The organism is Pseudoxanthomonas sp. Root65, assembly GCF_001427635.1.
Classification (GTDB): Bacteria; Pseudomonadota; Gammaproteobacteria; order Xanthomonadales; family Xanthomonadaceae; genus Pseudoxanthomonas_A.
This window is the reverse complement of sequence record NZ_LMHA01000001.1, coordinates 1,651,021-1,674,360: the sequence shown is the minus strand read 5'-3', so window position 1 is coordinate 1,674,360 and position 23,340 is coordinate 1,651,021. Positions and strand designations below refer to the sequence as shown.

Below are 23,340 nucleotides of genomic sequence, written 5' to 3'. Positions count from 1 at the left end.
GTCTCCTTACAGCAGCACGCGGCGCAGGTCGCCGAGCAACTGGGCGAGATAGGCGGTGAAGCGCGCGGCGGCCGCGCCGTCGATCACGCGGTGGTCGTAGCTCAGCGACAGCGGCAGCATCAGGCGCGGCTGGAACTGCTTGCCGTCCCAGACCGGCTGGATCGACGACTTGGACACGCCGAGGATGGCGACTTCCGGCGCATTGACGATGGGCGTGAACGCCACGCCGCCGATGCCGCCCAGCGAGGAGATCGAGAAGCATCCGCCCGACATCTCGGCCGGACCGAGCTTGCCTTCGCGCGCCTTCTTGGCCAGTTCGCCGCTTTCCTGCGCGATCTCGTTGACGCCCTTCTTGTCGACGTCGCGGACGACCGGCACCACCAGTCCGTTCGGCGTGTCGGCGGCAAAGCCGACGTGGAAGTATTTCTTCAGCGTCAGGTTCTCGCCACTGGCATCGAGCGAGGCGTTGAAGTCGGGGAACTTCTTCAGTGCCGAGACGCTGGCCTTCATCAGGAAGGCGAGCATGGTCAGCTTGATGCCGGCCTTTTCGTTTTCCTTGTTCAGCGCCACACGCAGCGCTTCCAGGTCGGTGATGTCGGCGTGGTCGTGCTGGGTGACGTGCGGGATCATCGCCCAGTTGCGCGCCAGGTTGGCGCCGGAAATCTTCTTGATGCGCGACAGCTGGACGACTTCGGTCTCGCCGAACTTGCTGAAGTCGACCTTCGGCCACGGCAGCAGGTTGAGGCCACCACCGGCGGCGGCCGGTGCGCCTGCAGCGGCGGGCGCGGCCATACCACCGGCCAGCGCGGCCTTGACGTACTTCTGCACGTCTTCCTTGCTGATGCGGCCACCGCGTTCGCTGCCCGTCACCTGGTGCAGGTCCACACCCAGCTCGCGGGCGAACAGGCGCACGGCGGGGCTGGCGTAGGCGACCTTTTCCGGCAGCACGCGGTCGGCGTTGAACTCGACCGGCGGCGAGCGCGGCGGCGAGGCTTCCGGATCGATGCCGGGCTTGTCGTCCAGCACGCGCGAGGCAGCCGGGGCCACGGACGGTGCGGCGCGCTCCTGCGCGATCTCGCGCTGGGCGATCTTGTCGGGGGTCGGCGAGACCGCGACCGGCTCGACCTTGGCGCCGGTTTCGGCGGTGGCGGTCGGCGCGGGCGCGGCGGCAGGCTTGGCTTCGGCCGCGCCTTCGCTCACTTCGATCAGCGCAACGACGGCGCCCTCGGCGATCTCGTCGCCCAGCTTGACCTTGATCTCCTTCACCACGCCGGAGAACGCGGATGGCACTTCCATCGTGGCCTTGTCCGATTCCAGCGTCACCAGGCCCTGGTCCTTCTTCACCGTGTCGCCCACGGCCACCAGGATTTCGATCACCGGTACGCCGTCGTAGTCACCGATGTCGGGGACCTTGGCTTCCTTGATGTCGGACATGGCGTTACTCCGGTGCGGGCGTGAAGAGGGAACCCCTATTGTGTCCGCAGCGGCGCGATGCGCCAACCGTTCATTGGTGTTAATTGCTGTCCACGGCGGGACATTGCGCGCAGCGCGACGCGCAGTGGTATCGCTTTGGTCGGACCCGGCGCGACGTGAGCGCCCGCGATACGGGGCCGCATGTTTTCATCCAGTCCGCGTCCGGCTGCGTATGTCGATGCGTTGTTCACAGCCCCGCCCCCAGCATCGTCACCCAGACCGACAAGGAGATTCCCATGCGCTGGCTCGTCCTGCTGCTGTCCCTCGCCATGCCCACGGTGTCCTGGTTTTCCCAGCAGGGCGCGTTCGGGGCCACCAACGGCGCCATCTCAGACCAATACCCCACGCTCATCGTCGCGGCGGGCTACGCCTTCGCCATCTGGGGCCTGATCTTCCTGTGGGACGTGGTGTTCGGCGCCTGGCAGGCATTTTCGTCGCGCGCGCGCCAGGCGCCGCTGGCGGGTGTTCGCCCCTGGGCCGCGGCCGGTTTCGCGCTGACCGCTCTGTGGGTGCCGGTGTTCTCGCAGCAACTGTTCTGGCTGGCGCTGCTGATCATCTGGTCGGCGCTGGGCTGCCTCTTGGCCTGCGCGCTGAAGCTTTCCACCGCGCGTGAAGGGACGCCGGGCCTCACGGGCTGGGCCTGGGCGCCGCTGTCGCTGCATGCCGGCTGGCTGTCGCTGGCGGCATTCCTCAACACGGCGCAGGTCATCGTCGCCTATCGGCTGCTGCCGACCGACGCGATGCTGCCGTGGACGCTGGTGCTGTTCGCCGCCGCTGCCGCCCTGCTGCTCGCGGCGAACCAGCGGATGCGCGGCAACCTGGCGTTCGCGGCGGCCGCACTCTGGGCACTGGCTGCGGTCTACGTGAAGCAGTCGGGCTGGACCGTGCCGGGCAGCGATACCGCCGCCTGGGTCGCTGTTGCCGTGGCCGCCGTGCTGGCGGTGCAGACCGTGTGGCTACGGCTGCGTACGCCGGCTCGCCCCGCGCACGGTTGAGGCCGGCAGCAGCGGCCGCAGCACATCCCAGGCCTCGCGCAGCCGCGCGAGGTCCATCGCCGCGTGTGCCGGGCTGGTCGAGGGCAACGCGATGATCTGCACGCGCTGCGTCCAGGCGTCATCCAATTGCGGCTGGATATGCCGCCGGAACAGCGACGCCGCGGTGCCGCCGTTGAGGGCGATGCCGCGCAGGGCGGCAAGTCCGTGCACGAGACCGGCAACCGGGTTGGGCCGTTCGCTGCCGCGGACGATCGCACTGTCCAGGCTGCCGGCACGGCGGCATTCGCCGATCACATCCCACAGGCCAATGCCGGCCCGCTGCGACGCTGCCAGCCGTTCCTCGTAAGGCGCTTCCACCGCGACGCCGGTCAGCGCGGCCATCACCGGCCAGAACCGGTTGCGCGGATGGGCGTAGTAGCGGGCCGCCTGCAGCGACGCCGCACCCGGCATCGAGCCCAGCACCAGCACGTGACAGTCGGGCGCCACCACCGGCGGCAGCCCGGTCAGCACCTCATCCATCGCTTATCCGCCGGTCGCCTGCCACGGCTTCACCACCAGCAGGGCGCCGGCGACGACCAGCAGCAGGCCGACCACGCGCAGCGCATCCACCGGCTGGCGCGCATGCAGCACGCCGAAGTGGTCCAGCACCACCGAGCCCACCAGTTGCCCCGCCACCACCAGGCAGATCAGCGACGCAGCGCCCAGCCGCGGCACCAGCAAGGTGGCCGAGGCGACGAATAGCGCGCCGATCACGCCCCCGGTCCACGCCCACCACGGCACCTTCGCCAGCGCGGCCGGCACGAACACCGGCCGCGTCAGCAGCCACCACGCCAACAGCACGCCCGTACCCACCAGGAACGAGCACAGCGAGGCGAACAGCGGCCCGGATGTCTGTCGCCCCAGCGAGGCATTGATCAGCGCCTGCAACGGCAACAGCATGCCGATGAAGAGGGCCAAGGCCACGCCGGTCGCGTTCATGCGTCATCTCATCCAGGGAAGAGGGACGAACGATACGCCACGTGGCGTCAACGCATGCGCATCAGGCGACTGGCGGAACGCCACCCTGCCGCTTGGACACCGCCCGCTGCAGCAGGGCCATCGATACCAGCAGCATCGCCATCGGCGCGAGCAGCAGGTAGAACGCGCGCGATCCGTCGAAGTGCGCGAACAACTGCCCGGTCACGTATGAACCAGTCGTGCCGCCCAGCGCGGAGAACACCACGATCAGCCCGGTCATCGCCGCATGCCGCGACTTCGGCAGCGCGCTGAGCACCACCGAATTGATCGCCGGATAGATCGGCGCCATCAGCAGGCCGATCATCGGGAAGACATAGGCGGCCGCCGGCGCGCTCCACCAGGTCATGCCGTCGCGCGCCTGCACGTTGGCCGCCAGCGGCAGCGCCAGCAGCACCAGCACCGCCATCGCCACCACGCATGCCGACAGCAGCCAGAACCACGGCACGCGCCGCAGCAGCACGCCGCCGCCCAGTCTGCCCAGCGCCAGCGAACCGGCGAAGATGCTGGCCGCCTGCACGCTGAGCGTGGTGGGCAGGTGCAGGATCTCGCGGTTGAACGTGGGCAGCCAGGTGTTGATGGCCTGTTCCATCAGCACGTAGAGGAAGGCGGATACCAGAAACACCACTACGAGCGGCAGCGCCAACAAGCGGAACATGTCGATGAAGGATTCGCCCGCCGCATGGCCATCCTGCGCCGCGCGCTCGTCCAGCGTGCAGGTCGCCAACAGTACGATCACCGCGAGGCAGAGCCCCGCCAGCACCCAGTAGACGTCCAGCCAGACCGGATCGCCCGGCGCGTCGGCATTGATGAAGGCGGCGAACAGCCAGGCGCTGCCCAGGATGCCGACCATGAACCAGCCTTCCACCGTGCTGGTCAGCGCGGCATGCGCCTTGGCGTCTTCGGTCAGCAGGCCGATGCTGGAATACACCGACACCTTCACCAGTGCGAACGCCACGCCGACCGTGGCGAACAGCAGCTTGGTCGCCCAGAACGCCTGCAGCAGCGGCATCGCGACGCAGGCGGCGGCGACCAGCAGGAGGCCGAGCATCATCGCCCGGCGATAGCCCAGCCGCGGCAGGAACGACGCCACCAGGAACGAGGTGATGGCGATCGGCAGGTCCTTGAACGCCTCCAGCAGGCTGGCGTCGGCCTTGGTGATGCCGAAGCCCTGGATGGACTGCAGGATCACCGTGCCGACGGAATTCAACAGCATGGCGAAGATCATGTACGTCAGGATCATCGCCAGGATCATGCGGGTGCGTGTCATCGGCGGTACCGGTCGGGTCGGACGCATCCTAGCCGCATCGGCCGGCCTGCGCGGGAGCGGCCGCGCCTGGCGGCGCAGCACGCGTGGGAGGGATGCGCCGCCGCGCCGGGAGAGACGGCGCGACGGCGGAAGACGGCCCACGGCATCGCGGGCCGCGGTGCGTCACCAGCGGTAGGCGACGGAGGCCTGGTACGAGGTTCCTTCCAGCGGACGGCCCATGAATACGCCGCCACTGGTCGCATTGCCCAGCACGCGCGCATTGCCCTCGGTCAGCGCGATCTCGTCGGTGACGTTGCGGCCCGAGAAGGTGAACTCCCAGTGGTCGCCCACGTGCGCGCTGGCGCCGATGTCCCAGGTGTCGTATTCGGGCAGCACCTGGCCGTTGGCGGGATCGGAGTAACGGTCGCCGACATGCGTGTAGGTGGTGAACACCTTCAGGTCGCCCCAGGGCATCGACCAGTAGTAGCTCGGCGTCAGCCGCGTGCGGAACTTCGGCTGGCGCACCACCTGGTTGCCGTCGAACGTGGAGAAGTCGCCGTACTTGGCGCGCAGCCAGGTCGCATTCCACGCCAGCTCGAAACCGCCCACCGGCCGCCACGCGCCCTCGAATTCCAGGCCGCGCGCCTTCGAGTCGCCGATGATGACCACGTTGTTGCCGTTGTTGTCGAACGCCTGGTAGCGCAGGCCGGTGAAGTCGTTGTAGAACGCGGTCAGGTACATCTCGTACGTCTCGCCGCCCGCCTTCAGGCCCAGCTCGTACTGGTCGATCTCGGTCTTGTTGTTGGCGCCGTCGCGCAGGTTGTCGAACTGCGGGAAGGTGAACCCCGAGTTGACGCGTCCGAACAGGCTGACGCTGTCGTTGAGCGTGTAGTTCAGGCCGGCCGTCCACGACACGTCGCTGTCGTTCTGGTCGATGCTGCGCGGCGTGGTCGAGACCGAGGTGGTGTTGTCGTACAGGGTGTTCTGGTCGCCGTCGAGATCGCGTGTCACGGGATCCCACACCGTTCCGTTCACTTCCTGGCGCTCATAGCGCACGCCGGCATCCAGGCGGATGCGGTCGTTGACGGTCCATTCGTCGGCGATGAAGAAGGCGGTGTTCTGGCCGTCGTAATCGCCGCGGATGTTGTAGAACGCCGTGCCGACGAAGCCATCACGCGTGGCGACCTGCCCATTGGACAGCGCCAGGTTCACCCGCCGCGCGTTGTCCTGCGCCGTCAGCAGCATGTTGTTGCCCAGCCACCAGCGGTCCTTGGACGAGTAGTCGGCGTAGTACACGCCGAAGGTCAGCGAATTGCGCTCGGTCAGGTCGACGCTGAAACGCAGGTCGTTGGTGAACGAGCTGATTTCCTTGTCCACCACCCAGAAGCCCGCAGTCAGCACCTGCTGGTTCGGATCGACCGCACCGCCGCCGTTGACGAACGTACCCGTTCCCGTCACGCCCGCGCCGTAGGTGTCAGTGATGAACGAGGACAGCGTCTGCGGGTTGGCGCCGGTGAACAGCGCGTAGGTCGGCGCATCGCCTTTCAGGTAATTGAACTTGTCGCTGATCGTCCAGTTGCCGACATACCAGTCCAGCGAACCACCGAACACGTCGATGTCCACGCCGCGGCCATCGGCCAGATCGCGCGTCATGGTCTCGTTGCCCACGCCGGTGGGCAGCGTCACCCGGCGGAAGTCGTCGCCGACCAGTGTGCCGGTGGTGGCGTCCAGGCCGGGGAAGCTGGAGATGTCCTGCCCGTTGTTGCGCGAGACCAGCGGTACCGCGGTGTAGAAGGTGTTCTTGTCGTCCGTGTGGCGCGCATAGAGGTTGAATTCGCCTTCGGCCCAGCGCTTGGTCAGCGTGGCGCTCAGCTGACCACCCTTCTCCACCGGAAAGCCGGTCTGGCGCACGCCGTCGGTCTCGCGGTAGAAGCCGCCCACGCTGTAATACCAGCCGCTGTCCGCACTGAGCGGGCCGCCGCTGTAGAAGTCGACACGGCGCAGGCTGTCGGTGCCCAGGGTCATGCGCACCAGGCCTTCCGGCGTGTCCTCGCCTTTCTTCTGAATGAAGTTGACGGTGACGCCGGGCTGGCCGTTGGAATAGATCGGGCTGGGACCACCGCGCAGGCCTTCGACACGCGCGATGGTGTCGTCGATGCGGAATAGCGTGGTGTTCTCCAGGAACGACAGCGTCGGCGGCGGGAAGATCGGCGAGCCGTCCAGTTGCAGGGTGAAGAACGGTGCATCGCCTTCGGAGGGCATGCCGCGCACGAAAACGTTGGCGCCGGTACCGCCGCCGCTGGCCTCGGCCCACACGCCCGGCACGATCTTCAGCAGGTCGGCGGTACTGGTAGGCGCGGTCTCCTGGATCTGTTCCGGCGTGGCCGTGCTGATCGAGAAGCTGGCGTCGCGCTTGCGCAGGCCCTTGAACTTGGCCGTGCCGCTGACGACCACCGCGTCCAGCGTGGTCGCGTCATCGTTGGCGGCGGTCGGCGCAGCGTCCTGTGCGGACGCCAGCGCCGGCGCCAGGGCCAGCGCGATGGCGGCCGACATGGCGTAGCGCATCGGGTGCTTGGTGTGTTGCATGGTCTCTCCCTCCACGTAGTGCGATTGTTGTTGTAGTGACAGGCTGCCGCCGCGGCTTCTGTGGCCACGTGCGGTCAAGGCGAAACGAACGTCCTCAGGTCGAACTCGGCGATGCGGGGAATCACGGCATCGGCATGCCTCAGCGCGCGTGCGTCGCCGATGCCGATGGCCGCCATGCCGGCGGCATGGATGGCTTCGATGCCGGCGGCCGCGTCTTCCACCCCGATGCAGCGGTGCGGTGGCACGCCCAGCGCGGCCGCGACATCCAGGAAGATGGCCGGGTCGGGCTTGGCGCGGACCATGCGGCCCGCGTCGGCGATGTAGTCGAAACGGTCGGCGATGCCCAGCTTGTCCAGCAGCATGGGCGCGTTGCGGCTGGCCGAGGCCAGGCCCAGTTTCAGTCCGACGGCGCGGGCGGCATCGAGCACCTCGCGCACGCCATCGAACAGGTCCTGCGGGCCGACGTTGGCGATCTCCTGCACGTAGTAGCCGTTCTTGGTGTCGGCCAATGCGCGCTTCTCGTCGGCCGAATGCGCACGCGTGGCGCGCTCCAGGATGATCTCCAGCGACGCCATCCGGTCCACGCCCTTCAGGCGCTCGTTGACCTGCAGGTCGAACGGCACGCCGATTTCGTCGGCCAGCCGCTTCCACGCGCGGTAGTGCGTATGCGCGGTATCGGTCAGCACGCCGTCCAGGTCGAAGATCAGCGCCTTGCAGTCCCGCGGGAACGTCGCCTTCGGCGGCGCCGGCACGGCCAGCGGCAGCACGGCTTCGCGCCCGCGGGTCAGGTGCACGTCGGTGCCGGCGTGGCCGAACGCCAGCGCGTCGCCGTCGTCCAGCCGGTAACGCACACCACGCGCATCCACGTCGACCCGCAGCGCACAGCCGCGCCAGCGCAGGTTGAAACCGTAGCCTTTCCACGCCGCCGGCAGCGTGGGCGAAAACCGCAGCCGCCCCTGCACCACCCGCAGTCCACCGAAGCCCTGCACCAACCCCAGCCAGCTGCCCGCCATCGCCGCCATGTGCACGCCGTGGTCGGTGTTGCCATGCAGGTCGTCCAGGTCCACGCGCAGGCTGGCGTCGAAGTACTGCCACGCCTTTTCGTCCTGTCCCACTTCGCTGGCGAGGATGCCGAACACCGGCGCCGACAGCGTGGAGTCGTGGGTGGTGACCGCTTCGTAATAGTCGAAGTCGCGCCGCTTGCTGCCCAGCGGGATGCCATCGCCGGCCAGCACCAGCGCCATCACCACGTCGGCCTGCTTGCAGACCTGATGGCGGTACAGCGTGAGCGGATGGTAGTCGAGCAGCAGCGGACGGTGCGCGCCTTCGCGGTTCGGGAACGGCCAGCGCGGCTTGTCGAGGAAGTCGTCGTCCTGCGGATGGATGCCGAGTGCGTCATCGACCGGCAGGTGCATGGCGTCGGCGGCGCGCTGCCACAGCGCCACTTCGTCTGCCTCCAGTCCGATACGCGCCGCGAGCGCGTGCAGTGCCTCCGGACGATCCGCCGACAAGCGGTTCCACGCCTGCACGGCGCGCTGAAGGTGCCGCTTCGCCATGCGGTTGGTATACCAGTTGTTGTTGACCAGCGTGGTGTATTCGTCCGGACCGGTCACTTCGTGGATGCAGAACGCGCCGTCGAGCCGCGGGTTGAAATGCCCGGCCTGCGGCCAGATGCGCGCGGTTTCGAAAAGAATCTCGGCGCCAGCCTCGCTGAGGAAATCGAGATCATCGCTGGCGTCGAGATAAAGCCCGATCCCGTAGGCGATGGCGGCGTTGATGTGGTACGCCGCCGAGCCGCTGGGATAGTGCGCGGAACATTCGCGACCGGCGATGGTGCGCCACGGGTACAGCGCACCCCGCGCATGGTTCATCGCCCGCGCAGTGTCGCGTGCGCCGTCCAGCGTGCGGTAGCGGTACATCAGCATCGCGCGCGCCACCGCTGGCGCGGTGAACGCCATCACCGGCAACACGAAGGCCTCGGTGTCCCAGAAGCAGTGGCCCTCGTAGCCCTCGCCGGTGATGCCTTTAGCCGCCGTGCCGGTGATGCCGTCGCGCCCGGCCGATTGCAGCAGGTGGAACAGGTTGAAGCGCAGCGCGAGCTCTGCCGCCGGATCGCCGGCCACCGACAGGTCGGCGTGCCGCCAGAACTCCTGCAGCGAGGCCGCCTGGGCCGCGGCGATGGCCTCGAACCCGGCCGCCTGTGCGCGGGCCAGCACGGCATCCACGCCATCGGCGGACCGGCCGTTGCCATCGTCGTAGGCGACGAACTTCTCGATCACCACCGACGCGCCGGGCGTCAGTGTCGCGACGTAGCGCTGCTCGACGCGCCCCGGTTCCGCCCGCGCACCCTCGAAGGCGAGATCCGGCGACAGGCGATGCTGTTGCGCGCAGGCCAGCGCCACGCCGCTGTGATGGGTGCGCTGGGTCAGCCGCGCGGTGTCGGCATCGGCATGTTCGTCCGCGACCTGCAGGCCCTTGCCGCCATGCACGCCGATGCGGGGATCATCGCCCTGCTCGACCGCCTGGCGACCGGTCTCGATGGACGACGTCAGGGTCAGCGGTCCCGTGTAGTCGACCGAGACCACCTCGAAGCGGATCGCCAGCAGCGCGCGTTCGGCCAGCGGCACCACGCGCTGCGCCGTGATCTGCAGCATGTGGCCCTGCGGCGTCTTCAGCCGCAGGCGCCGGTGCAGCGTGCCGGCTGCCAGGTCCAGGGTGCGCTCGAAGTCCAGCCACTCCGCGTCCGCGAGCCGCAGCGGAACGTCGCCCAGCTGCAGGCGGATGTGCTTGCCCTCGGCCACCGGCACGCGGGTATCGGTGCTGCGGGTGAAGCCGGGGAAACGCTCGTGGTAGTGGATCGGGTTCTGCTCGAACACGCTGGACAGGAACGTGCCGTCGCTGGCGCTGTCGTCTTCCTCCAGCGCACCGCGCACGCCCAGCGTGCCGTTGGCCAGAGCGAACAGGGTTTCATCGCGTGCGGCGCGCGTGCGGTCGATCCCGCGATGGGTGAGTCGCCAAGGATCCTGCGGGCCCGGGCCGGCATCGCCGAGGTTGACTGCTGTTTCTTTTCCGCCCTGTTCCACCGACATCCCCACGCTGGCCTGGTCCTGACCGGGCTGGCAGCCCGGGCGGAGGGCACGCTAGGAGTCGTTGTTATCGATGTCAAGTTATCGATGTCAGCTCATCTCGACGACCCGTGCCGGCCAACGCCGCAGCAGCGCGAAAGCGCCATTAAATCGATGATATTCAACGGCTTGCGACGGGCTATCGGCTTCGGTGCCGCAGCGGATGTCTACCGGGTAGCCGCTGCGATGCAGCAGCGTCCTGCGCTCAGGTTGTGCGGACCACCAGATGGGTCGGCAGGGTCTCGGAACCGGCCGCCTCGCCCTCGATCAGCGCCCGCACCTTGCGCGCCAGCAGCACGCCGGCGTCGATGAAATTCTGGTGTACCGAGGTCAGCGGCGGCACGTAGGTGGCGCCGAGCGGGGTGTCGTCGTAGCCGATCACCGAAACGTCCTCGGGCACGCGGCGGCCGCGCTCGATCAGCGCGCGGATCGCACCGATGGCCAGCAGGTCGCTGGCGGCGAACAGCGCATCGACCTGCGGATGCCTTTCCAGCAGGGCATGCACCGCTTCCGCGCCGGCACCGACAGTGAAACTGGCGACGGTGGGCGTCAGCGGGGTGATGCCATGGCGGGCCAGCGCCTCGCCGAAACCCTCCAGCCGCTCGGCGAATTCGCCGTGCGCCGGATCGCCGAGGAAGGCCGGGCGCCGGCGACCGAGCGCGATGAAGCGCTCCGCGGCCAGCGCACCGCCGCGGCGGTTGTCGCTGCCGACCACCACCTGCGATTCGTGCCGGCTGACCGCGCCCCATACGACCATCGGCCGGCCCCAGCGCTGTACTTCATGCATCGCGTCCTCGTGCGCACCCTGCCCGAGCAGGATCACGCCGTCGGCCGCCTGCACGTTCGGCAGCGAACCGCCCTGCAGCGACGTCAGCAGCACGCTGTAGCCGGTGGAGGTGAGTTCCTGGGTGATGCCGCCGAGCAGGTCGAGCGGATACGGTCCCGACATCTGCCGTTCCACGGTGGGCTTCATCTCCACCACCACCGCCACCGTCATGCTGCGGCGGAGCTTGAGGTTGCGCGCACTGACATTGAACGAATAACCGTACTGCTGCGCGATCTGGCGCACCCGCTCGCGCGTCTCCGCATTCACCAGCGGACTGTCGCGCAGCGCGCGCGAGACGGTGATGGCGGAGACGCCGGCCACCTTCGCCAGGTCCGCCATGGTCAGGTGCCCACCGGGCGTCGGCAGGTCGGCGCGTGCCCGTGGCTTGCGCTTGGCAGGGGGCATGCGGTTCATTTCCTTGCGCGGCTGGCTTCGTAGTGTGCGATGTAAGCGTCCACCGGTGTCGATGCGATGACGCCACCGATGACATCCGGTAGCAGGTCGTCCAGTGACTTGAAGCGCAAGCAGCTCTTGCCCATGTCCAGCCGCTTGCCGGCGTCCGCGTAGGCGTTGCGCAACACCACGTCCTGTGCGGAGTTCTCGTGGCACGTGGTCAAGTACAGCGCGTAGTACTGCTTCTGCGCCGCCAGCGCGACGTACGACAACGGCTGCTTGTTGTAGGTGTTGGGGTACCGGGACAACGGGATCTCCCAGCAGACCATGCCCCAGTTCATCGTCTCGACGTAGCCGGCAGGCAGGTGCCGGTTGACCAGCTGGCGGACCGCCGACATCACGGCCCGCCGTTCCTCCGGCAGTTCCGCCAGGTATTCATCGACCGTCTTCGCCTTGCTGCTGGCCATGGGCATCGCTCCTCGTTGCGCCGAGGTTAGCGCAACCACGCGACCGCTGTCGTGGACCGCTGCGGCCTGGCGCGACGTGCGGCGGAGGGCGCCAGCGCCGCCTGACGGCGCGGGTCATGGCGCGAACGTTCCAGTCAGCGACATGCACGCGCAGTGAAATGCGAATAAACCACGCGCGATATTCCGCACGGTTTGCGAATGGTTCACGTCGCGACGTGGCAGGCGTTCATGCGCGAATGGTTACGGTGCGCTCGCCCTGACGGCGACGACGCATGACATCGCATCGCATTGCCGGTAGGGACATAAGAAAACAAAACAGGAGACACCCCCATGAAGTCGCTTCGCACCCTTACGATTGCCCTTGCTTCCCTCATCGCCGCCCCTGCAGCCTTTGCGCAGGACGCGACCACCGATACCGCATCCTCCTCCTACGACAAGCGCTTCGCCGTCGTCGGCGGCGCCGCCATCCTCAAGCCCGACCGTGATCCTGCGCCCGGCCTGAAGATCGATGGCGATGTCGCGCCCGTCATCAGCGCCAGCTGGTACGCAACGCCCAACATCGCAGTGGAACTGTGGGGCGCGGCCGACAAGTTCAACCACCGCGTCAAGGCCGATGGCGCCGGCAAGATCGGCACTGTCGACCAGCAGCCGATCGCGCTGAGCGGCCAGTACCACTTCGGCACGCCCGACCAGGTGATGCGTCCGTTCCTGGGCCTGGGCTATTACGAGTCCAACTTCAGCAACGAGAGCATCGGCGGTGACGGTGCGCACGTGGGCCTGGAGACCGCCAAGGGCGCCATCGCCACGGCCGGCATGGACTTCAACATCAACGAGACCTGGTTCGCGCGCACCGACGTGCGCTACATGAAGGGCGACGCCGGCGTGCGCGTGGCTGGCCAGGGCACCGGTGAAGAACTGACGATCGACCCGTGGGTCGTGGGTGTGGGTATCGGCGCGCGCTTCTGATCCATTGCTCCAACGCGTCGATACGGCGGCGGGCCTCCGGGCCCGCCGCCTTTCTTCTTAGAACGGCGCTGTTCCGCTGCGCGAATCCCGCACCCCGCCATCGACGGGTCAGCGTGCACCGTGGCCGCGCAGCCGCTCCAGCCGCGCGACGCGCCACTTCACGCACCAGGCATACACCAGGTAATAGCCGAGCAACAGCCCGGCCACTGCCAGCAGGCTGCCATGCCCGCTGAGCAGCGCATGCGTCGCCGGCTCACTCTCCGAGCGCCAGTACTGCACCATCTGCACCATGCCCAGCACGATGCGGCCGGCGACGATGGCCACGAGCAGCAGCGCCAGCCAGGCATTGGGCTGGTAGAACACGCCCTGCGGCGCGACCTCCCAGCGTGTCAGCCACACACCGATCAGGCCGAGCACGACACCCGCCGCCAGTCCCGCGCCCGCGCCCAGCAGGCTGTCGGGCCACCAGAACAGGCCGAACGCGCTGACCGCGACGAAGATCGCGACCGACACCAGCAGGCTCCACGCATTGAACGCCAGCAGCCAGCCGCGCGCCATGCGCCGCGAGCGCCCGTAGCGGTAACGCTGCCACAGCGACAGCGGCAGCAGCACCACCCACAGCGCGAGCAGCAGGAAAACGAACAGGAGGACGAGGACGATGGGCATGCGCACATCATGCCGCAATGCGTGTCAGGGATGCTCGGCTTCCACATGCACCTTCTCGCGGCGCAGCAGATACAGTCCGCTCGCGACGATGATGCCGGCGCCGATCCAGGTCACGCCGTCCGGCAGTACCGACCACAGCGCCACGTCCAGCAGCACGCCCCACAGCAGCGCGGTGTATTCCAGCGGCGCGATCAGCGACGCCTCGCCGCGGCGGAAGGCTTCGGTCAGCGCGACCTGCGCCAGCGAGCCGGAGACGCCGACGCCGGCGATGATCCAGCCATGCGCCGGCTGCAGCGGCTTCCACGTCGGCAACGCCAGCAGCCACGCGCCCAGCGACAGCAGCACCACGAACCAGAACACCATCGCCTGCGTGCTGTCCCGTTGCGCCAGCATCCGCACCGTGACCGCGCCCATCGCATAGCAGATCGCGGCGATCAGGATCGCCAGTCCGCCACCGGTCAACATGCCCTCGCCGGTCGGGCGCAGGATCACCAGCACCCCGGCCAGGCCGATGAAGATCGCCACCCAGCGCGCCGGCCCCACCCGCTCCTTGAGCAACGGGCCCGCCATCGCCGTGACCAGCAGCGGCGCGACGAAGGTGATCGCGTAGGCCGTGGACAGCGGCATCGTCCGCAGGCCGTACACGAAGCCGGCCATCATCGCGATGCCCTGCACGCCGCGCAGCAGGTGCAGCGGCCAGTACACGCGCAGCAGCGACCGCGCAGGCACCGTGGCCAGCACCCATAGCGTCACCAGCGGCAACGACGAGAGTCCGCGCAGCGCAGCGACCTGCAAGGACGGATACTCGGCCGAGAGCAGCTTCAGTCCCGCGTCCATCAACGCGAACATCAGCACGGCCGCCAGCATCAGCAGGACGGCGGAAGCGAGGGAGGGGCGGGAGGCGGGCATGCGCCATTATCGCGTGCCGGCCGCGCTCGGCCGCACGTGCGATACCCTGCGCGCAGCCACCCGTGCAGCCAGACCGATGACAGGCACCGTCCCACGCTCCATTGCGCCGTCGCGCCCGCGCCTCGCCCTGCGCCTGGCCTGGGCCGGGCTGTGGCTGCTGCTCGGCATCGTCAGTCTCGAGTTCCTGCTCAACGCCTATGCCAAGTACCGGCATCTCGATTCGGGCGCCTATGGCATGTTCATGACGCGACGCGGCTGGCTGTGGCTGCATCTGGCCGGCGGGCTCACCACGGTGCTGCTCGGCCCGGTGCAGTTCCTGACCCAGTGGCGCCGACGCAACCCGCGCCTGCATCGCCTGACCGGCCGTCTCTATCTGCTCGGCATGCTGGTGGCGGCGACCGGCGCGACAGGCCTGATCGCCACCTCGCCGGCACCGTTCGCCATCCGCCTGGCATTCGCAGCGACCGCGCTCGCCTGGCTCACCACCGGACTGACCGGGCTGGTCGCCATCCGCCGCGGCGCGGTGGACCGGCACCGGCGCTGGATGGTCCGCAACTACGCGGTGACGCTGGCGCCGATCATCTTCCGCCTCTCGCTCCCGGTCGCGATCACCGCCGGGCTTGCGCCGTCCCCCGACCTGATCGCGGCCCTGCTGTGGGCCAGTTGGGTCGTACCGCTGCTGGTGTGCGAGGCGGTCCGCCGCCTCGCGCGGCGCTGGCGGTCCGCAACGCCACCCGCGTCGCGCGATGCCGTGCCGCTTCCCGGTGCACGGTAGAATTCCGCGTCCCGCTACAGGATTTCCCCCATGCCTTCTTTCGATGTCGTGTCCGAAGTCAACGTCCACGAGCTGACCAACGCCGTGGACCAGGCCAACCGCGAACTCTCCACCCGCTTCGATTTCAAGGGCGTGGACGCCAAGTTCGTGCTGGAAGAGAAGCTGATCACCCAGTCCGCGCCCAGCGACTTCCAGCTCAAGCAGATGACCGACATCCTGCGCGCGCGCCTGATCGCGCGGCAGATCGATGCCCGCTGCCTGGAGTTCGGCGACGTGGAAACCAATCTCGCCGGGGCCCGCCAGAAGATCACCGTGCAGCAGGGCATCGAGCAGAAGCTGGCGAAGAAGATCGTGTCGACGATCAAGGACGCCAAGCTGAAGGTGGAAGCGCAGATCAACGGCGACAAGCTGCGCGTGACCGGCAAGAAGCGCGACGACCTGCAGGACGTCATCGCCCTGCTGAAGAAGACCGAGTTCGACCTGCCGCTGCAGTTCGACAACTTCCGTGACTGAGTCGCCCGCCACGGCCGGTGACGCGCCCGATCCCCTCGCCGCCACCCGCCGCTGGGTGGAGCGCGCCGTGATCGGCCTGAACCTGTGCCCGTTCGCCAAGGCGGTGTACGTAAAGGAGCAGGTCCGCTTCGTGCTGAGCGATGCGAGCACGCCGGAAGCGCTGCTGGAGGAACTGGCGGAAGAGCTGGTGATGCTGCGCGACACCGATCCGGAACAGGTCGACACCACGCTGATCGTGCACCCGGACGTGCTGACCGATTTCCTGGACTACAACGACTTCCTCGACAACGCCGATGCGGCGGTCGAAGCGCTGGATCTGCAGGGCGTCATCCAGGTGGCCAGCTTCCATCCGGACTACCAGTTCGCCGGCACCCTGCCGGACGACATCAGCAACTACACCAACCGCTCGCCCTACCCCACCCTGCACCTGCTGCGCGAAGCCAGCATCGACCGCGCGGTGGAGGCCTTCCCGGACCCCGACGTGATCGTCGAGCGCAACGTCAAAACGCTGGATGCACTGGGGCACGCAGGCTGGGCGACGCTGTTTGCGGAGTGAGCGGCACACCCGTGATCTCCGGTGTGGGAGCGACGTAAGTCGCGATGCTCTTCTCCCCTACATCCACGCCGCATCCCACCATGGGTACGCCCCCACGCTGCGCACCAGTCCCGCCCGGAGCGGATTGGCCACCACGTAGCGAGCCGTCGCCAGCACGGCGGGGCCGTTACGCAGCGCGCGATCATGGAACCCCTTCCCCCAGACCTGTCCCGTCTCCGGATGCTGCAGGCGGACCATCCTGGCGCTGTTGCATTTCAGGCGCTGCACCATGATCGACAGGCTGTCCAGCGCGCCGAGTTCGATCACGCCATGCCAGTGATCGGGCATCAACACCCAGCACAGCAGCCTCGAGCGATACCACAGCCGTGAGGCGGTCATCGCTTGGCAGGCCGCCATGGCCCGCTCCGCCTGTGCAAACAGCGGCCTGCGGTCTGCCGTCGTGAACGTCACCAGATAGGCCTGCCCGACCTGGGAGGCGCGTCCTTTTCTCAGATCCGAGTATCCCGGCATGTCGATGCTCCCGTGGGGAGCTGAGCATGCCAAGCCTGACGGAGACCGCCATGAGCGGATCGCTCGATGCGGTGTCAGAGTTCTCCTGAAAAGCTTCGCGACTTACGTCGCTCCCACGTCAGACAACCAGAGATGCGGACAGCCGCCGCTCCAGCAGCAGGCGCGCATCGTCCAGCGACGGCAGGATGGTGTGGCCGAGGGCACGCACGGCGTCGTCCGGCTCCAGCAGATCCGGAATCTGGATGGGATGCATGCCGGCGGCGAGCGCGGCGCGCAAACCAGTGGGCGAGTCTTCCAGTACCAGGCAGTGCGCGGGATCGACGCCCAGCGAGGTCGCGGCCAGCAGGTAGATGTCGGGCGCAGGCTTGGGATGCTGCACGTCGCTGCTGGTGCAGATGGCGTGGAACCGGGGCAACAGGCCGGCCGCCTCCAGCTTGCGCAGCGCCAGCGGACGCCGCGTGGACGTGGCGACAGCGCGCGGCATGCCGCGGGCTTCGAGGAAGTCCAGCATCGCCACGATGCCCGGCCGGTGCGGCACGCCGGCCGCCACCACGGCGTCGTACAGCAGATGCGAACACTGCAGGATCGCATCGCGCCCCGCTTCGCCGACGGCTTCATCCAGCAGGTGCCGGCACACCGCCTCGCTGTGTCCGACCATCGACAGCCACAGAACGTCAGGCAGGTCGTGGTACCCGCATTCGCGCGCGGCCTGCGCCATGCAGTCGATGATGGCGCGCTCGCTGTCCAGCATCAGGCCATCCATGTCGAAGATCACCGCCGCAGGGGTGAACGGCAGGCCCGCCGCACTCATGTGGCGAACTCGAACAGTCGCCGCAGGTCGTCGGCATCGAGGATGCGCCACTGCCCTTCCGGCAACCCGTCCAGCGTCAGCCCGCCCACGCGGCTGCGGTGCAATGCCTGCACGTGGTTGCCGACGGCGGCGAACATGCGGCGCACCTGGTGGTAACGCCCCTCGGTGAGCGTCAGCTGCGCATGGCGCGGATCGATCACGTGCAGTTGCGCCGGTGCCAGCGGCGTCTGTTCCGATTCCAGCATCAACGTACCGCTGGCGAACAGGGCCGCCTCGTCGCCGCGCAGGTCTTCGGCCAGCGTGGCGTCGTACACCTTGGGCAGGTTGGCCTTCGGCGAGATGATCCGGTGCAGCAGGCCGCCATCATCGGTGAGCAGCAACAGCCCGCTGGTCTCGCGATCCAGCCGACCGACCGTGGACATCACCGGCGACCGGTCGCGGAAGCGCGACGGAAACAGGTCGTAGACGATGCGCCCGGTGTCCTTCGTGGAGCAGGTATAGCCGACCGGCTTGTGCAACAGGATGGTCAGTCCCGGTGCGGGATCGAGTGGTTCGCCATCCACGCGGATGCGGTCGTGGTCGACCGGATCGTCGGCGTACAGCACCTCACCCTCGGCATCGGTGATGCGTCCTTCGCGGAACATCCACTGCACCTGCTTGCGGCTGCCATAGCCCAGGTTGGCGATGTGCTTGACGATCTTCATGGACTTATCGCCTCGCCTTGATGGCGGCGATCACCTTGAAGCCATCGCGCTCGCCGGCCACGCGCACATCGCCGAAGCGCTCGTTCAAGGTCTGCTCGTACGGGAGGTGCCGGTTGGCCACCAGCCACAGGCGCCCTCCCGGCTTCAATGCCTCGGCAGCGGCGGCGATGAAGCGCTGGCCGATGTCGGGACGGTCCGCGCGGCTCTGTGTGTGGAATGGCGGATTGCTGACGATGAAGTCGTAACGCTCCGGCAGTCCGGCAGTGACGTCGTGCCAGCGGAATTCGACGCGCGCGGACGATGCCACGGGGCTCAGATTCTCCTTCGCCAACGCCAGGGCGCGTGCCTCGGCTTCGTAGAGGTCGAGTGCGGTGATGGCGGAATTGCGCGCCAGCAGCGACAGCGACAGGAATCCCCAGCCTGCGCCGAGGTCCGCGCCATGACCGGCGATGTCGTTCGGCAGGCACTCGACCAACAGGGCGGACGCAGGATCGATGCGGTTCCACGCGAACACGCCGGGACGGCTGAGGAAGCGGCCGCCTTCGATGCGACGCGGCGCGTCGAGCGCCGACCATTGCCGCAACATCGCCTCGTCGGTGCCCTCGCCGAGCGGCCGCGTCCAGAACGTGCGGCAATGGAACTTGGTCAGCGTGCCGGCGAGGCCGGCGAGTTGCTTGAGATCGGCTTCGCCCGATTTCGCCCCCTCGTTGTTGGTCATCGCCGCGACCACCACGCCGCCGGGCGAAGCGAGCTGCACCGCGCGCGCCAGCAGCGCACGCGCTTCCTCGCGCTGGCGCGGGGGCAACACCAGCACGAGCGGATAACGTACGCCGTCCTCCGCGGCATCGGCCACGACACGCAGTCCTGCGCGCTCCAGGAGTTCGGCATCGGGACGGAAACTCTGTTCGCAGACCACCTGCGAGAGCGGGAACTGGCGCAGCGCCGCGCCATCGCGCGCACGCAGGAACAACACCGGGCCCGAAGGCCAGGCGAGCTGGCCCTGGGCGAAGGGCAGCATCAACGCGTCGAGCGCGGGATCGGAGAATCGGGAGGCCACGGGCGACACGCAACAGGAAGGGAGGCGACCATTCTACCGGCTGGCCACTGGCACCCGTTTCCGACACCGCCCGTCGGCAACGAAAAACAAAGTGAAAAATGTGTTGCACGAACAAAACAACCGGCGTATCTTGCGCGGCCTTCGGCCCCTGCGGCTGTTTTTTCACCAGACCACCTTCCATGAAGCCCGCATACGACATCGCCAACACGCTCGACCTGCAGCCCTCGCGCTGCGGCCTGCGCGTGCATGCGTATGCCTTCGTTGCCAAGCCCGGCAACGAATCCGTACGGCGCCTGGACACCTGACATCCGGCTGACTCCCTGGGAGATCGGCCACCCCGATCTCCCGAGGAAACGCGAACGCCCTCGGGTCGCAAGTCCCGGGGGCGTTTTGTTTTCAGCGTTCGCGGAGGATGCGCATGCATCGAACAGGTTCGTTTCTTTCCACCACGGAAATTCGTTTCCGCCCTGGGGCATCCGGGTAGCGCACGTGTGCGTCCCGAGGCTGGGGCGCGGCTGCGACCGGCGCATGTGCGCTGCGTCCTGATGCCCCGACGCGGGCTGCAGGTGGAAAGGACATCAACAAGGGCGCCTGGCGCCCGAACGGATTGCCGGTGGGCGACCGCCGGCAATGCGGAGCATCGATCGAACACGCGACAGCGGTACGGGTTTGTATCCCGTCCGGTGCGCGCGGCGCTGCCGTGGCGTATGCCGACGCGTGGGAGAGGGTGTTCCTCGAGCGGACGAAAGCTCAGAGGCAGAGCAGCGGCGCAGGCCGTTGGCCACCGGTTCGAATCCGGTTCGTCCACCACTGGATAGCTCAGATGGATAGAGCATCGGACAGTTAATCCGAGTGTCGCGGGTTCGACTCCCGCTCCAACACCAGACTGTAAATCTGGAAACAGGGACGCAAGTCCCACCCAGGAAACGCCTCGTGCGGCGCAACGTCTCTCCGCGATGGATTGCAGAAAGACAGCGCACCGCAGCGGGGACGGTGCCGGCACCGCGCCCTCGACGCGGATGCGCGTGGCCTTTGATGCGATCTGCGGATCGCCCCAGCGCCACGATGCCTCCGCCGACAGCGCCGGCTGCCCGTACCGCCTCCGTTTAGGGGCGTTTCCGCCTTGTTCCGCTGTCCGCACGTCGCGGACGGCACACCATCGTCGCGGGACTCGATCCGCCGCGACGGTGTTCACCCATCGGATCGAACCACCAGAGCCAACAAGGAGAACAACGCCATGTTCTGGACCAAGAGGGTCGTGATCGGTGACGGCGAGCGCGGCCTGGTGTATCGCAACCGTCGGTTCGAGCGCGTGCTCGCACCCGGCGTGTACCGCTGGTTCGACCCGATGGGTCGCATCGAGGTGCGCACGTTCAACATCGCTGCGCCGGAATACGCCGGCCATGACGTCGACGCGCTGATCGCGCGCCTGGGCGAAGGCCTGGGCGAGGTCTTCGTGCTCGCCGACATCGGCGTGGACCAGGTCGGCCTGGTGCTGAAGAACGGCAAGCTGGAAGACGTGCTGCCGCCCGGCACGCGGCGCCTGTACTGGATCGGCCTGGTGAAGGTCGAGGTGCAGGCCGTGTCGCTCGCCACGCCGGACGTGGACGTCGCGGTCGCGCGACGCCTGCGCCAGCTGGGTGCGTTGTCGAAGCTGGCGGTGGTGGCCGATGTGCCGGCGGAGTTCGCAGGCCTGGTCTTCATCGACGGCAAGCTCGAGCGCACGCTCGCGCCCGGCAGCTACGCCTTCTGGAACTTCCAGAAGAACGTAGTGGTGGATGTGGTCGACCTGCGCGTGCAGACGATCGAAGTGTCGGGCCAGGAACTGTTGACCCGCGACAAGGTCAGCCTGCGCGTGAACCTGGCCGCCAGCACCCGCGTCACCGACGTGGTGGCGGCGCGGACCAAGGTCGCGAAGGTCGGCGACTTCGTCTACCGCGAGCTGCAGTACGGCCTGCGCAAGGCGGTCTCCGCCAAGACGCTGGACGAACTGCTGGGCGACAAGGCCTCGCTGGACGCCGACATCTTCGCGTACGTGCGCGGCCAGGTGACCGGCTTCGGCGTGGACGTGCTGGGCGTGGGCGTGAAGGACGTGATCCTGCCGGGCGAGATGAAGGAGATCCTCAACGGGGTGGTGCAGGCGGAGAAGACGGCGCAAGCCAACGTGATCCGTCGCCGCGAGGAGGCGAACGCCACGCGTTCCCTGCTCAACACCGCGAAGCTGATCGACGAGTCGCCGGCGCTGATGCGCCTGAAGGAGCTCGAGGCCTTGGAAAAGGTCACCGAGAAGATCGACAAGCTCACCGTGTTCGGCGGCCTGGATGGCGTGCTGAAGCAACTGGTGACGTTGAAGTAGCAGGAACCTGCCCCCTCCCCCGTCCACGGGGGAGGGGGCTCTATCCTTTCAATGGAGTGAACACATGAACATGCAATCCCGATTCGAACTGCTGCACGCCGAGGGCAGCGCCACGCCGATCAAGGGCTGGGTGCGCGGCGTGCCGCTGGAAGCGCAGGCCCACGACCAGCTCCGCAACATCGCGTCCATCCCGTTCGTCGGTCCGTGGGTGGCGGTGATGCCCGACGTGCATCTGGGCAAGGGCGCGACCGTGGGCTCAGTGATCCCGACCCGCAGCGCCATCATCCCCGCGGCCGTCGGCGTGGACATCGGCTGCGGCATGGCCGCGGTGCGGACCACCCTGCGCGCGAAGGACCTGCCCGACAGCCTGGCGCAGCTGCGCTCGGGCATCGAGCGCAGCGTGCCGGTCGGCAACGGCCGCGGCGGCGAGCACTGGAAGCTGCCGGATAGCATCGGCACGCGCATCGCGCAATCCGGTCTGGTCGAGCGTCTGGACGTCATCAAGCAGAAGCACCGCAAGGTGCGCACCGACAAGCTCGGCTGCCAGATCGGCACGCTGGGCGGCGGCAACCACTTCATCGAGCTCTGCCTCGATGAAAGCGATGCCGTGTGGGTGATGCTGCACAGCGGTTCGCGCGGCACCGGCAACCTGATCGGCACGTATTTCATCGAGCGCGCACGCGAGCAATTGGCGCACCGCGTGCTCGGCTTCCACCTGCCGGACAAGGACCTCGCCTTCTTCATGCAGGGCGAGCCGCTGTTCGACGACTACGTGGAAGCGGTGTCGTGGGCGCAGGACTACGCCCGCGAGAATCGTGAAGCGATGATGTCGCGCGTGCTGGCCGAGATGCGTCACCGTCTGCCGACGTTCCAGCTGGAGAAGATGGCGGTCAACTGCCACCACAACTACGTGCAGAAGGAAATGCACGGTGGCGAGGAGTTGCTGGTCACCCGCAAGGGTGCGGTAAGTGCGCGTGCCGGCGAGCTGGGCATCATCCCCGGCAGCATGGGTGCGAAGAGCTTCATCGTGCGCGGCAAGGGCAACGCGGACAGTTTCCACAGCTGCAGCCACGGCGCCGGCCGCGTGATGAGCCGTACCGCCGCACGCCAGCAGATCACGCTGTCGCAGCATCGCGAAGCCACGGCGCACGTCGAATGCCGCAAGGACGCCGGCGTGATCGACGAGTCGCCGGCGGCCTACAAGGACATCGACGCGGTCATGGCCGCGCAGTCCGACCTGGTGGAGGTGGTCCACACGCTGCGCCAGGTGGTCTGCATCAAGGGGTGAGCTCCGGCTCACCCCTCTTTTTTTGGCTTTTGTTGCGGTTGTGGGAGCGACGTAAGTCGCGATGAAGCGTTACTGATAGCTCATCGCGACTTACGTCGCTC

22 protein-coding genes and 1 tRNA gene are annotated in these 23,340 nt (G+C 67.8%); 9 read left to right on the top strand and 14 right to left on the bottom strand.

Translation table 11 applies throughout. The features are described 5' to 3' along the window. Positions 1-6: 6 nt before the first annotated feature. Positions 7-1,434, bottom strand: a complete 1,428-nt coding sequence (locus ASD77_RS07360) for a dihydrolipoyllysine-residue acetyltransferase (protein ID WP_082563167.1) — start codon at positions 1,432-1,434, stop codon at positions 7-9. A gap of 275 nt (positions 1,435-1,709) precedes the next feature. Here ASD77_RS07360 and ASD77_RS07355 point away from each other — a divergent pair, with 275 nt between their 5' ends. Beyond that, on the top strand, positions 1,710-2,468 hold the full coding sequence (locus ASD77_RS07355) for a hypothetical protein (RefSeq protein WP_055939475.1): 759 nt from the start codon (positions 1,710-1,712) through the stop codon (positions 2,466-2,468). Here ASD77_RS07355 and ASD77_RS07350 read toward each other — a convergent pair. The 7 genes from ASD77_RS07350 to ASD77_RS07320 form a co-directional block, all read right to left on the bottom strand. Further along, the gene (locus ASD77_RS07350; protein WP_055939473.1) at positions 2,430-2,987 is read right to left on the bottom strand and encodes a DNA-deoxyinosine glycosylase; all 558 of its coding nucleotides are present in this window, start codon (positions 2,985-2,987) and stop codon (positions 2,430-2,432) included. The two genes, ASD77_RS07355 and ASD77_RS07350, sit on opposite strands and share 39 nt — an antisense overlap. Before the next feature lie 3 nt (positions 2,988-2,990). Continuing rightward, positions 2,991-3,446 carry a DMT family transporter gene (locus tag ASD77_RS07345; protein WP_055939470.1) on the bottom strand — a complete coding sequence of 152 codons (456 nt, stop codon included), beginning with the start codon at positions 3,444-3,446 and terminating at the stop codon, positions 2,991-2,993. 61 nt (positions 3,447-3,507) lie between these two features. Further along, a complete protein-coding gene (locus tag ASD77_RS07340; RefSeq protein WP_055939468.1) occupies positions 3,508-4,752 on the bottom strand; it encodes an MFS transporter in 1,245 nt (414 codons plus the stop codon). A gap of 162 nt (positions 4,753-4,914) precedes the next feature. After that, entirely contained in the window at positions 4,915-7,317 is a 2,403-nt protein-coding gene (locus ASD77_RS07335; protein ID WP_055939465.1) for a TonB-dependent receptor, read from the bottom strand. 74 nt (positions 7,318-7,391) lie between these two features. Next, complete coding sequence (gene pgmB, locus ASD77_RS07330) at positions 7,392-10,406, bottom strand: beta-phosphoglucomutase (RefSeq protein ID WP_082563166.1); 3,015 nt, start codon at positions 10,404-10,406, stop codon at positions 7,392-7,394. Between the two features lie 241 nt (positions 10,407-10,647). After that, positions 10,648-11,673, bottom strand: coding sequence for a LacI family DNA-binding transcriptional regulator (locus tag ASD77_RS07325; protein ID WP_200947365.1), 1,026 nt, complete (start codon positions 11,671-11,673; stop codon positions 10,648-10,650). Between the two features lie 5 nt (positions 11,674-11,678). After that, a complete protein-coding gene (locus ASD77_RS07320; protein WP_055939462.1) occupies positions 11,679-12,128 on the bottom strand; it encodes a DUF1801 domain-containing protein in 450 nt (149 codons plus the stop codon). A gap of 330 nt (positions 12,129-12,458) precedes the next feature. Between ASD77_RS07320 and ASD77_RS07315 the strand changes: the two genes are divergently transcribed. Further along, positions 12,459-13,094 carry an OmpW family outer membrane protein gene (locus tag ASD77_RS07315; protein WP_055939459.1) on the top strand — a complete coding sequence of 212 codons (636 nt, stop codon included), beginning with the start codon at positions 12,459-12,461 and terminating at the stop codon, positions 13,092-13,094. Positions 13,095-13,202: 108 nt separating this feature from the next. Here the strand turns inward: ASD77_RS07315 and ASD77_RS07310 are convergent, their stop codons facing one another. Further along, on the bottom strand, positions 13,203-13,760 hold the full coding sequence (locus tag ASD77_RS07310) for a hypothetical protein (protein WP_055939456.1): 558 nt from the start codon (positions 13,758-13,760) through the stop codon (positions 13,203-13,205). Between the two features lie 24 nt (positions 13,761-13,784). Beyond that, positions 13,785-14,669, bottom strand: coding sequence for a DMT family transporter (locus ASD77_RS07305; protein ID WP_055939453.1), 885 nt, complete (start codon positions 14,667-14,669; stop codon positions 13,785-13,787). Between the two features lie 76 nt (positions 14,670-14,745). Here ASD77_RS07305 and ASD77_RS07300 point away from each other — a divergent pair, with 76 nt between their 5' ends. The 3 genes from ASD77_RS07300 to ASD77_RS07290 are packed head-to-tail and all read left to right on the top strand — an operon-like array spanning position 14,746 to position 16,513. Next, positions 14,746-15,444, top strand: a complete 699-nt coding sequence (locus ASD77_RS07300) for a DUF2306 domain-containing protein (RefSeq protein ID WP_082563165.1) — start codon at positions 14,746-14,748, stop codon at positions 15,442-15,444. Between the two features lie 30 nt (positions 15,445-15,474). Further along, positions 15,475-15,957, top strand: coding sequence for a YajQ family cyclic di-GMP-binding protein (locus ASD77_RS07295; RefSeq protein WP_055939451.1), 483 nt, complete (start codon positions 15,475-15,477; stop codon positions 15,955-15,957). Beyond that, a complete protein-coding gene (locus ASD77_RS07290; protein WP_055939448.1) occupies positions 15,950-16,513 on the top strand; it encodes a DUF1415 domain-containing protein in 564 nt (187 codons plus the stop codon). The genes ASD77_RS07295 and ASD77_RS07290 overlap by 8 nt, the downstream gene beginning before the upstream one ends. Before the next feature lie 57 nt (positions 16,514-16,570). Here the strand turns inward: ASD77_RS07290 and ASD77_RS07285 are convergent, their stop codons facing one another. The 4 genes from ASD77_RS07285 to ASD77_RS07270 form a co-directional block, all read right to left on the bottom strand. After that, positions 16,571-17,023 carry a transposase gene (locus tag ASD77_RS07285; protein ID WP_235578490.1) on the bottom strand — a complete coding sequence of 151 codons (453 nt, stop codon included), beginning with the start codon at positions 17,021-17,023 and terminating at the stop codon, positions 16,571-16,573. A 118-nt stretch (positions 17,024-17,141) separates the two neighbouring features. Continuing rightward, a complete protein-coding gene (locus tag ASD77_RS07280) occupies positions 17,142-17,834 on the bottom strand; it encodes an HAD family phosphatase (protein WP_055939447.1) in 693 nt (230 codons plus the stop codon). Then, on the bottom strand, positions 17,831-18,538 hold the full coding sequence (locus tag ASD77_RS07275; RefSeq protein WP_055939444.1) for a pseudouridine synthase: 708 nt from the start codon (positions 18,536-18,538) through the stop codon (positions 17,831-17,833). Before ASD77_RS07275 ends, ASD77_RS07280 begins: the two co-directional genes overlap by 4 nt. Before the next feature lie 4 nt (positions 18,539-18,542). Further along, on the bottom strand, positions 18,543-19,556 hold the full coding sequence (locus tag ASD77_RS07270; RefSeq protein ID WP_055939442.1) for a class I SAM-dependent methyltransferase: 1,014 nt from the start codon (positions 19,554-19,556) through the stop codon (positions 18,543-18,545). Positions 19,557-19,774: 218 nt separating this feature from the next. Here ASD77_RS07270 and ASD77_RS18610 point away from each other — a divergent pair, with 218 nt between their 5' ends. The 4 genes from ASD77_RS18610 (at position 19,775) to ASD77_RS07250 (ending at position 23,239) form a co-directional block, all read left to right on the top strand. Next, positions 19,775-19,900, top strand: a complete 126-nt coding sequence (locus ASD77_RS18610; RefSeq protein WP_268793367.1) for a hypothetical protein — start codon at positions 19,775-19,777, stop codon at positions 19,898-19,900. 435 nt (positions 19,901-20,335) lie between these two features. Beyond that, a tRNA-OTHER gene (locus ASD77_RS07265) sits at positions 20,336-20,405 on the top strand. Positions 20,406-20,832: 427 nt separating this feature from the next. Then, on the top strand, positions 20,833-21,951 hold the full coding sequence (locus ASD77_RS07255) for a slipin family protein (RefSeq protein ID WP_055939439.1): 1,119 nt from the start codon (positions 20,833-20,835) through the stop codon (positions 21,949-21,951). A 64-nt stretch (positions 21,952-22,015) separates the two neighbouring features. Further along, positions 22,016-23,239, top strand: a complete 1,224-nt coding sequence (locus tag ASD77_RS07250; RefSeq protein WP_055939437.1) for an RtcB family protein — start codon at positions 22,016-22,018, stop codon at positions 23,237-23,239. Positions 23,240-23,340 lie beyond the last annotated feature (101 nt).

Excerpts from the sequence above, each read along its gene's own strand:
- ASD77_RS07360 (WP_082563167.1), bottom strand. The coding sequence starts at position 1,434 with ATGTCCGACATCAAGGAAGCCAAGGTCCCCGACATCGGTGACTACGAC.
- ASD77_RS07355 (WP_055939475.1), top strand. The coding sequence starts at position 1,710 with ATGCGCTGGCTCGTCCTGCTGCTGTCCCTCGCCATGCCCACGGTGTCC.
- ASD77_RS07350 (WP_055939473.1), bottom strand. The coding sequence starts at position 2,987 with ATGGATGAGGTGCTGACCGGGCTGCCGCCGGTGGTGGCGCCCGACTGT.
- ASD77_RS07345 (WP_055939470.1), bottom strand. The coding sequence starts at position 3,446 with ATGAACGCGACCGGCGTGGCCTTGGCCCTCTTCATCGGCATGCTGTTG.
- ASD77_RS07340 (WP_055939468.1), bottom strand. The coding sequence starts at position 4,752 with ATGACACGCACCCGCATGATCCTGGCGATGATCCTGACGTACATGATC.
- ASD77_RS07335 (WP_055939465.1), bottom strand. The coding sequence starts at position 7,317 with ATGCAACACACCAAGCACCCGATGCGCTACGCCATGTCGGCCGCCATC.
- pgmB (WP_082563166.1), bottom strand. The coding sequence starts at position 10,406 with ATGTCGGTGGAACAGGGCGGAAAAGAAACAGCAGTCAACCTCGGCGAT.
- ASD77_RS07325 (WP_200947365.1), bottom strand. The coding sequence starts at position 11,673 with ATGCCCCCTGCCAAGCGCAAGCCACGGGCACGCGCCGACCTGCCGACG.
- ASD77_RS07320 (WP_055939462.1), bottom strand. The coding sequence starts at position 12,128 with ATGGCCAGCAGCAAGGCGAAGACGGTCGATGAATACCTGGCGGAACTG.
- ASD77_RS07315 (WP_055939459.1), top strand. The coding sequence starts at position 12,459 with ATGAAGTCGCTTCGCACCCTTACGATTGCCCTTGCTTCCCTCATCGCC.
- ASD77_RS07310 (WP_055939456.1), bottom strand. The coding sequence starts at position 13,760 with ATGCCCATCGTCCTCGTCCTCCTGTTCGTTTTCCTGCTGCTCGCGCTG.
- ASD77_RS07305 (WP_055939453.1), bottom strand. The coding sequence starts at position 14,669 with ATGCCCGCCTCCCGCCCCTCCCTCGCTTCCGCCGTCCTGCTGATGCTG.
- ASD77_RS07300 (WP_082563165.1), top strand. The coding sequence starts at position 14,746 with ATGACAGGCACCGTCCCACGCTCCATTGCGCCGTCGCGCCCGCGCCTC.
- ASD77_RS07295 (WP_055939451.1), top strand. The coding sequence starts at position 15,475 with ATGCCTTCTTTCGATGTCGTGTCCGAAGTCAACGTCCACGAGCTGACC.
- ASD77_RS07285 (WP_235578490.1), bottom strand. The coding sequence starts at position 17,023 with ATGCCGGGATACTCGGATCTGAGAAAAGGACGCGCCTCCCAGGTCGGG.
- ASD77_RS07280 (WP_055939447.1), bottom strand. The coding sequence starts at position 17,834 with ATGAGTGCGGCGGGCCTGCCGTTCACCCCTGCGGCGGTGATCTTCGAC.
- ASD77_RS07275 (WP_055939444.1), bottom strand. The coding sequence starts at position 18,538 with ATGAAGATCGTCAAGCACATCGCCAACCTGGGCTATGGCAGCCGCAAG.
- ASD77_RS07270 (WP_055939442.1), bottom strand. The coding sequence starts at position 19,556 with ATGCTGCCCTTCGCCCAGGGCCAGCTCGCCTGGCCTTCGGGCCCGGTG.
- ASD77_RS18610 (WP_268793367.1), top strand. The coding sequence starts at position 19,775 with ATGAAGCCCGCATACGACATCGCCAACACGCTCGACCTGCAGCCCTCG.
- ASD77_RS07255 (WP_055939439.1), top strand. The coding sequence starts at position 20,833 with ATGTTCTGGACCAAGAGGGTCGTGATCGGTGACGGCGAGCGCGGCCTG.
- ASD77_RS07250 (WP_055939437.1), top strand. The coding sequence starts at position 22,016 with ATGAACATGCAATCCCGATTCGAACTGCTGCACGCCGAGGGCAGCGCC.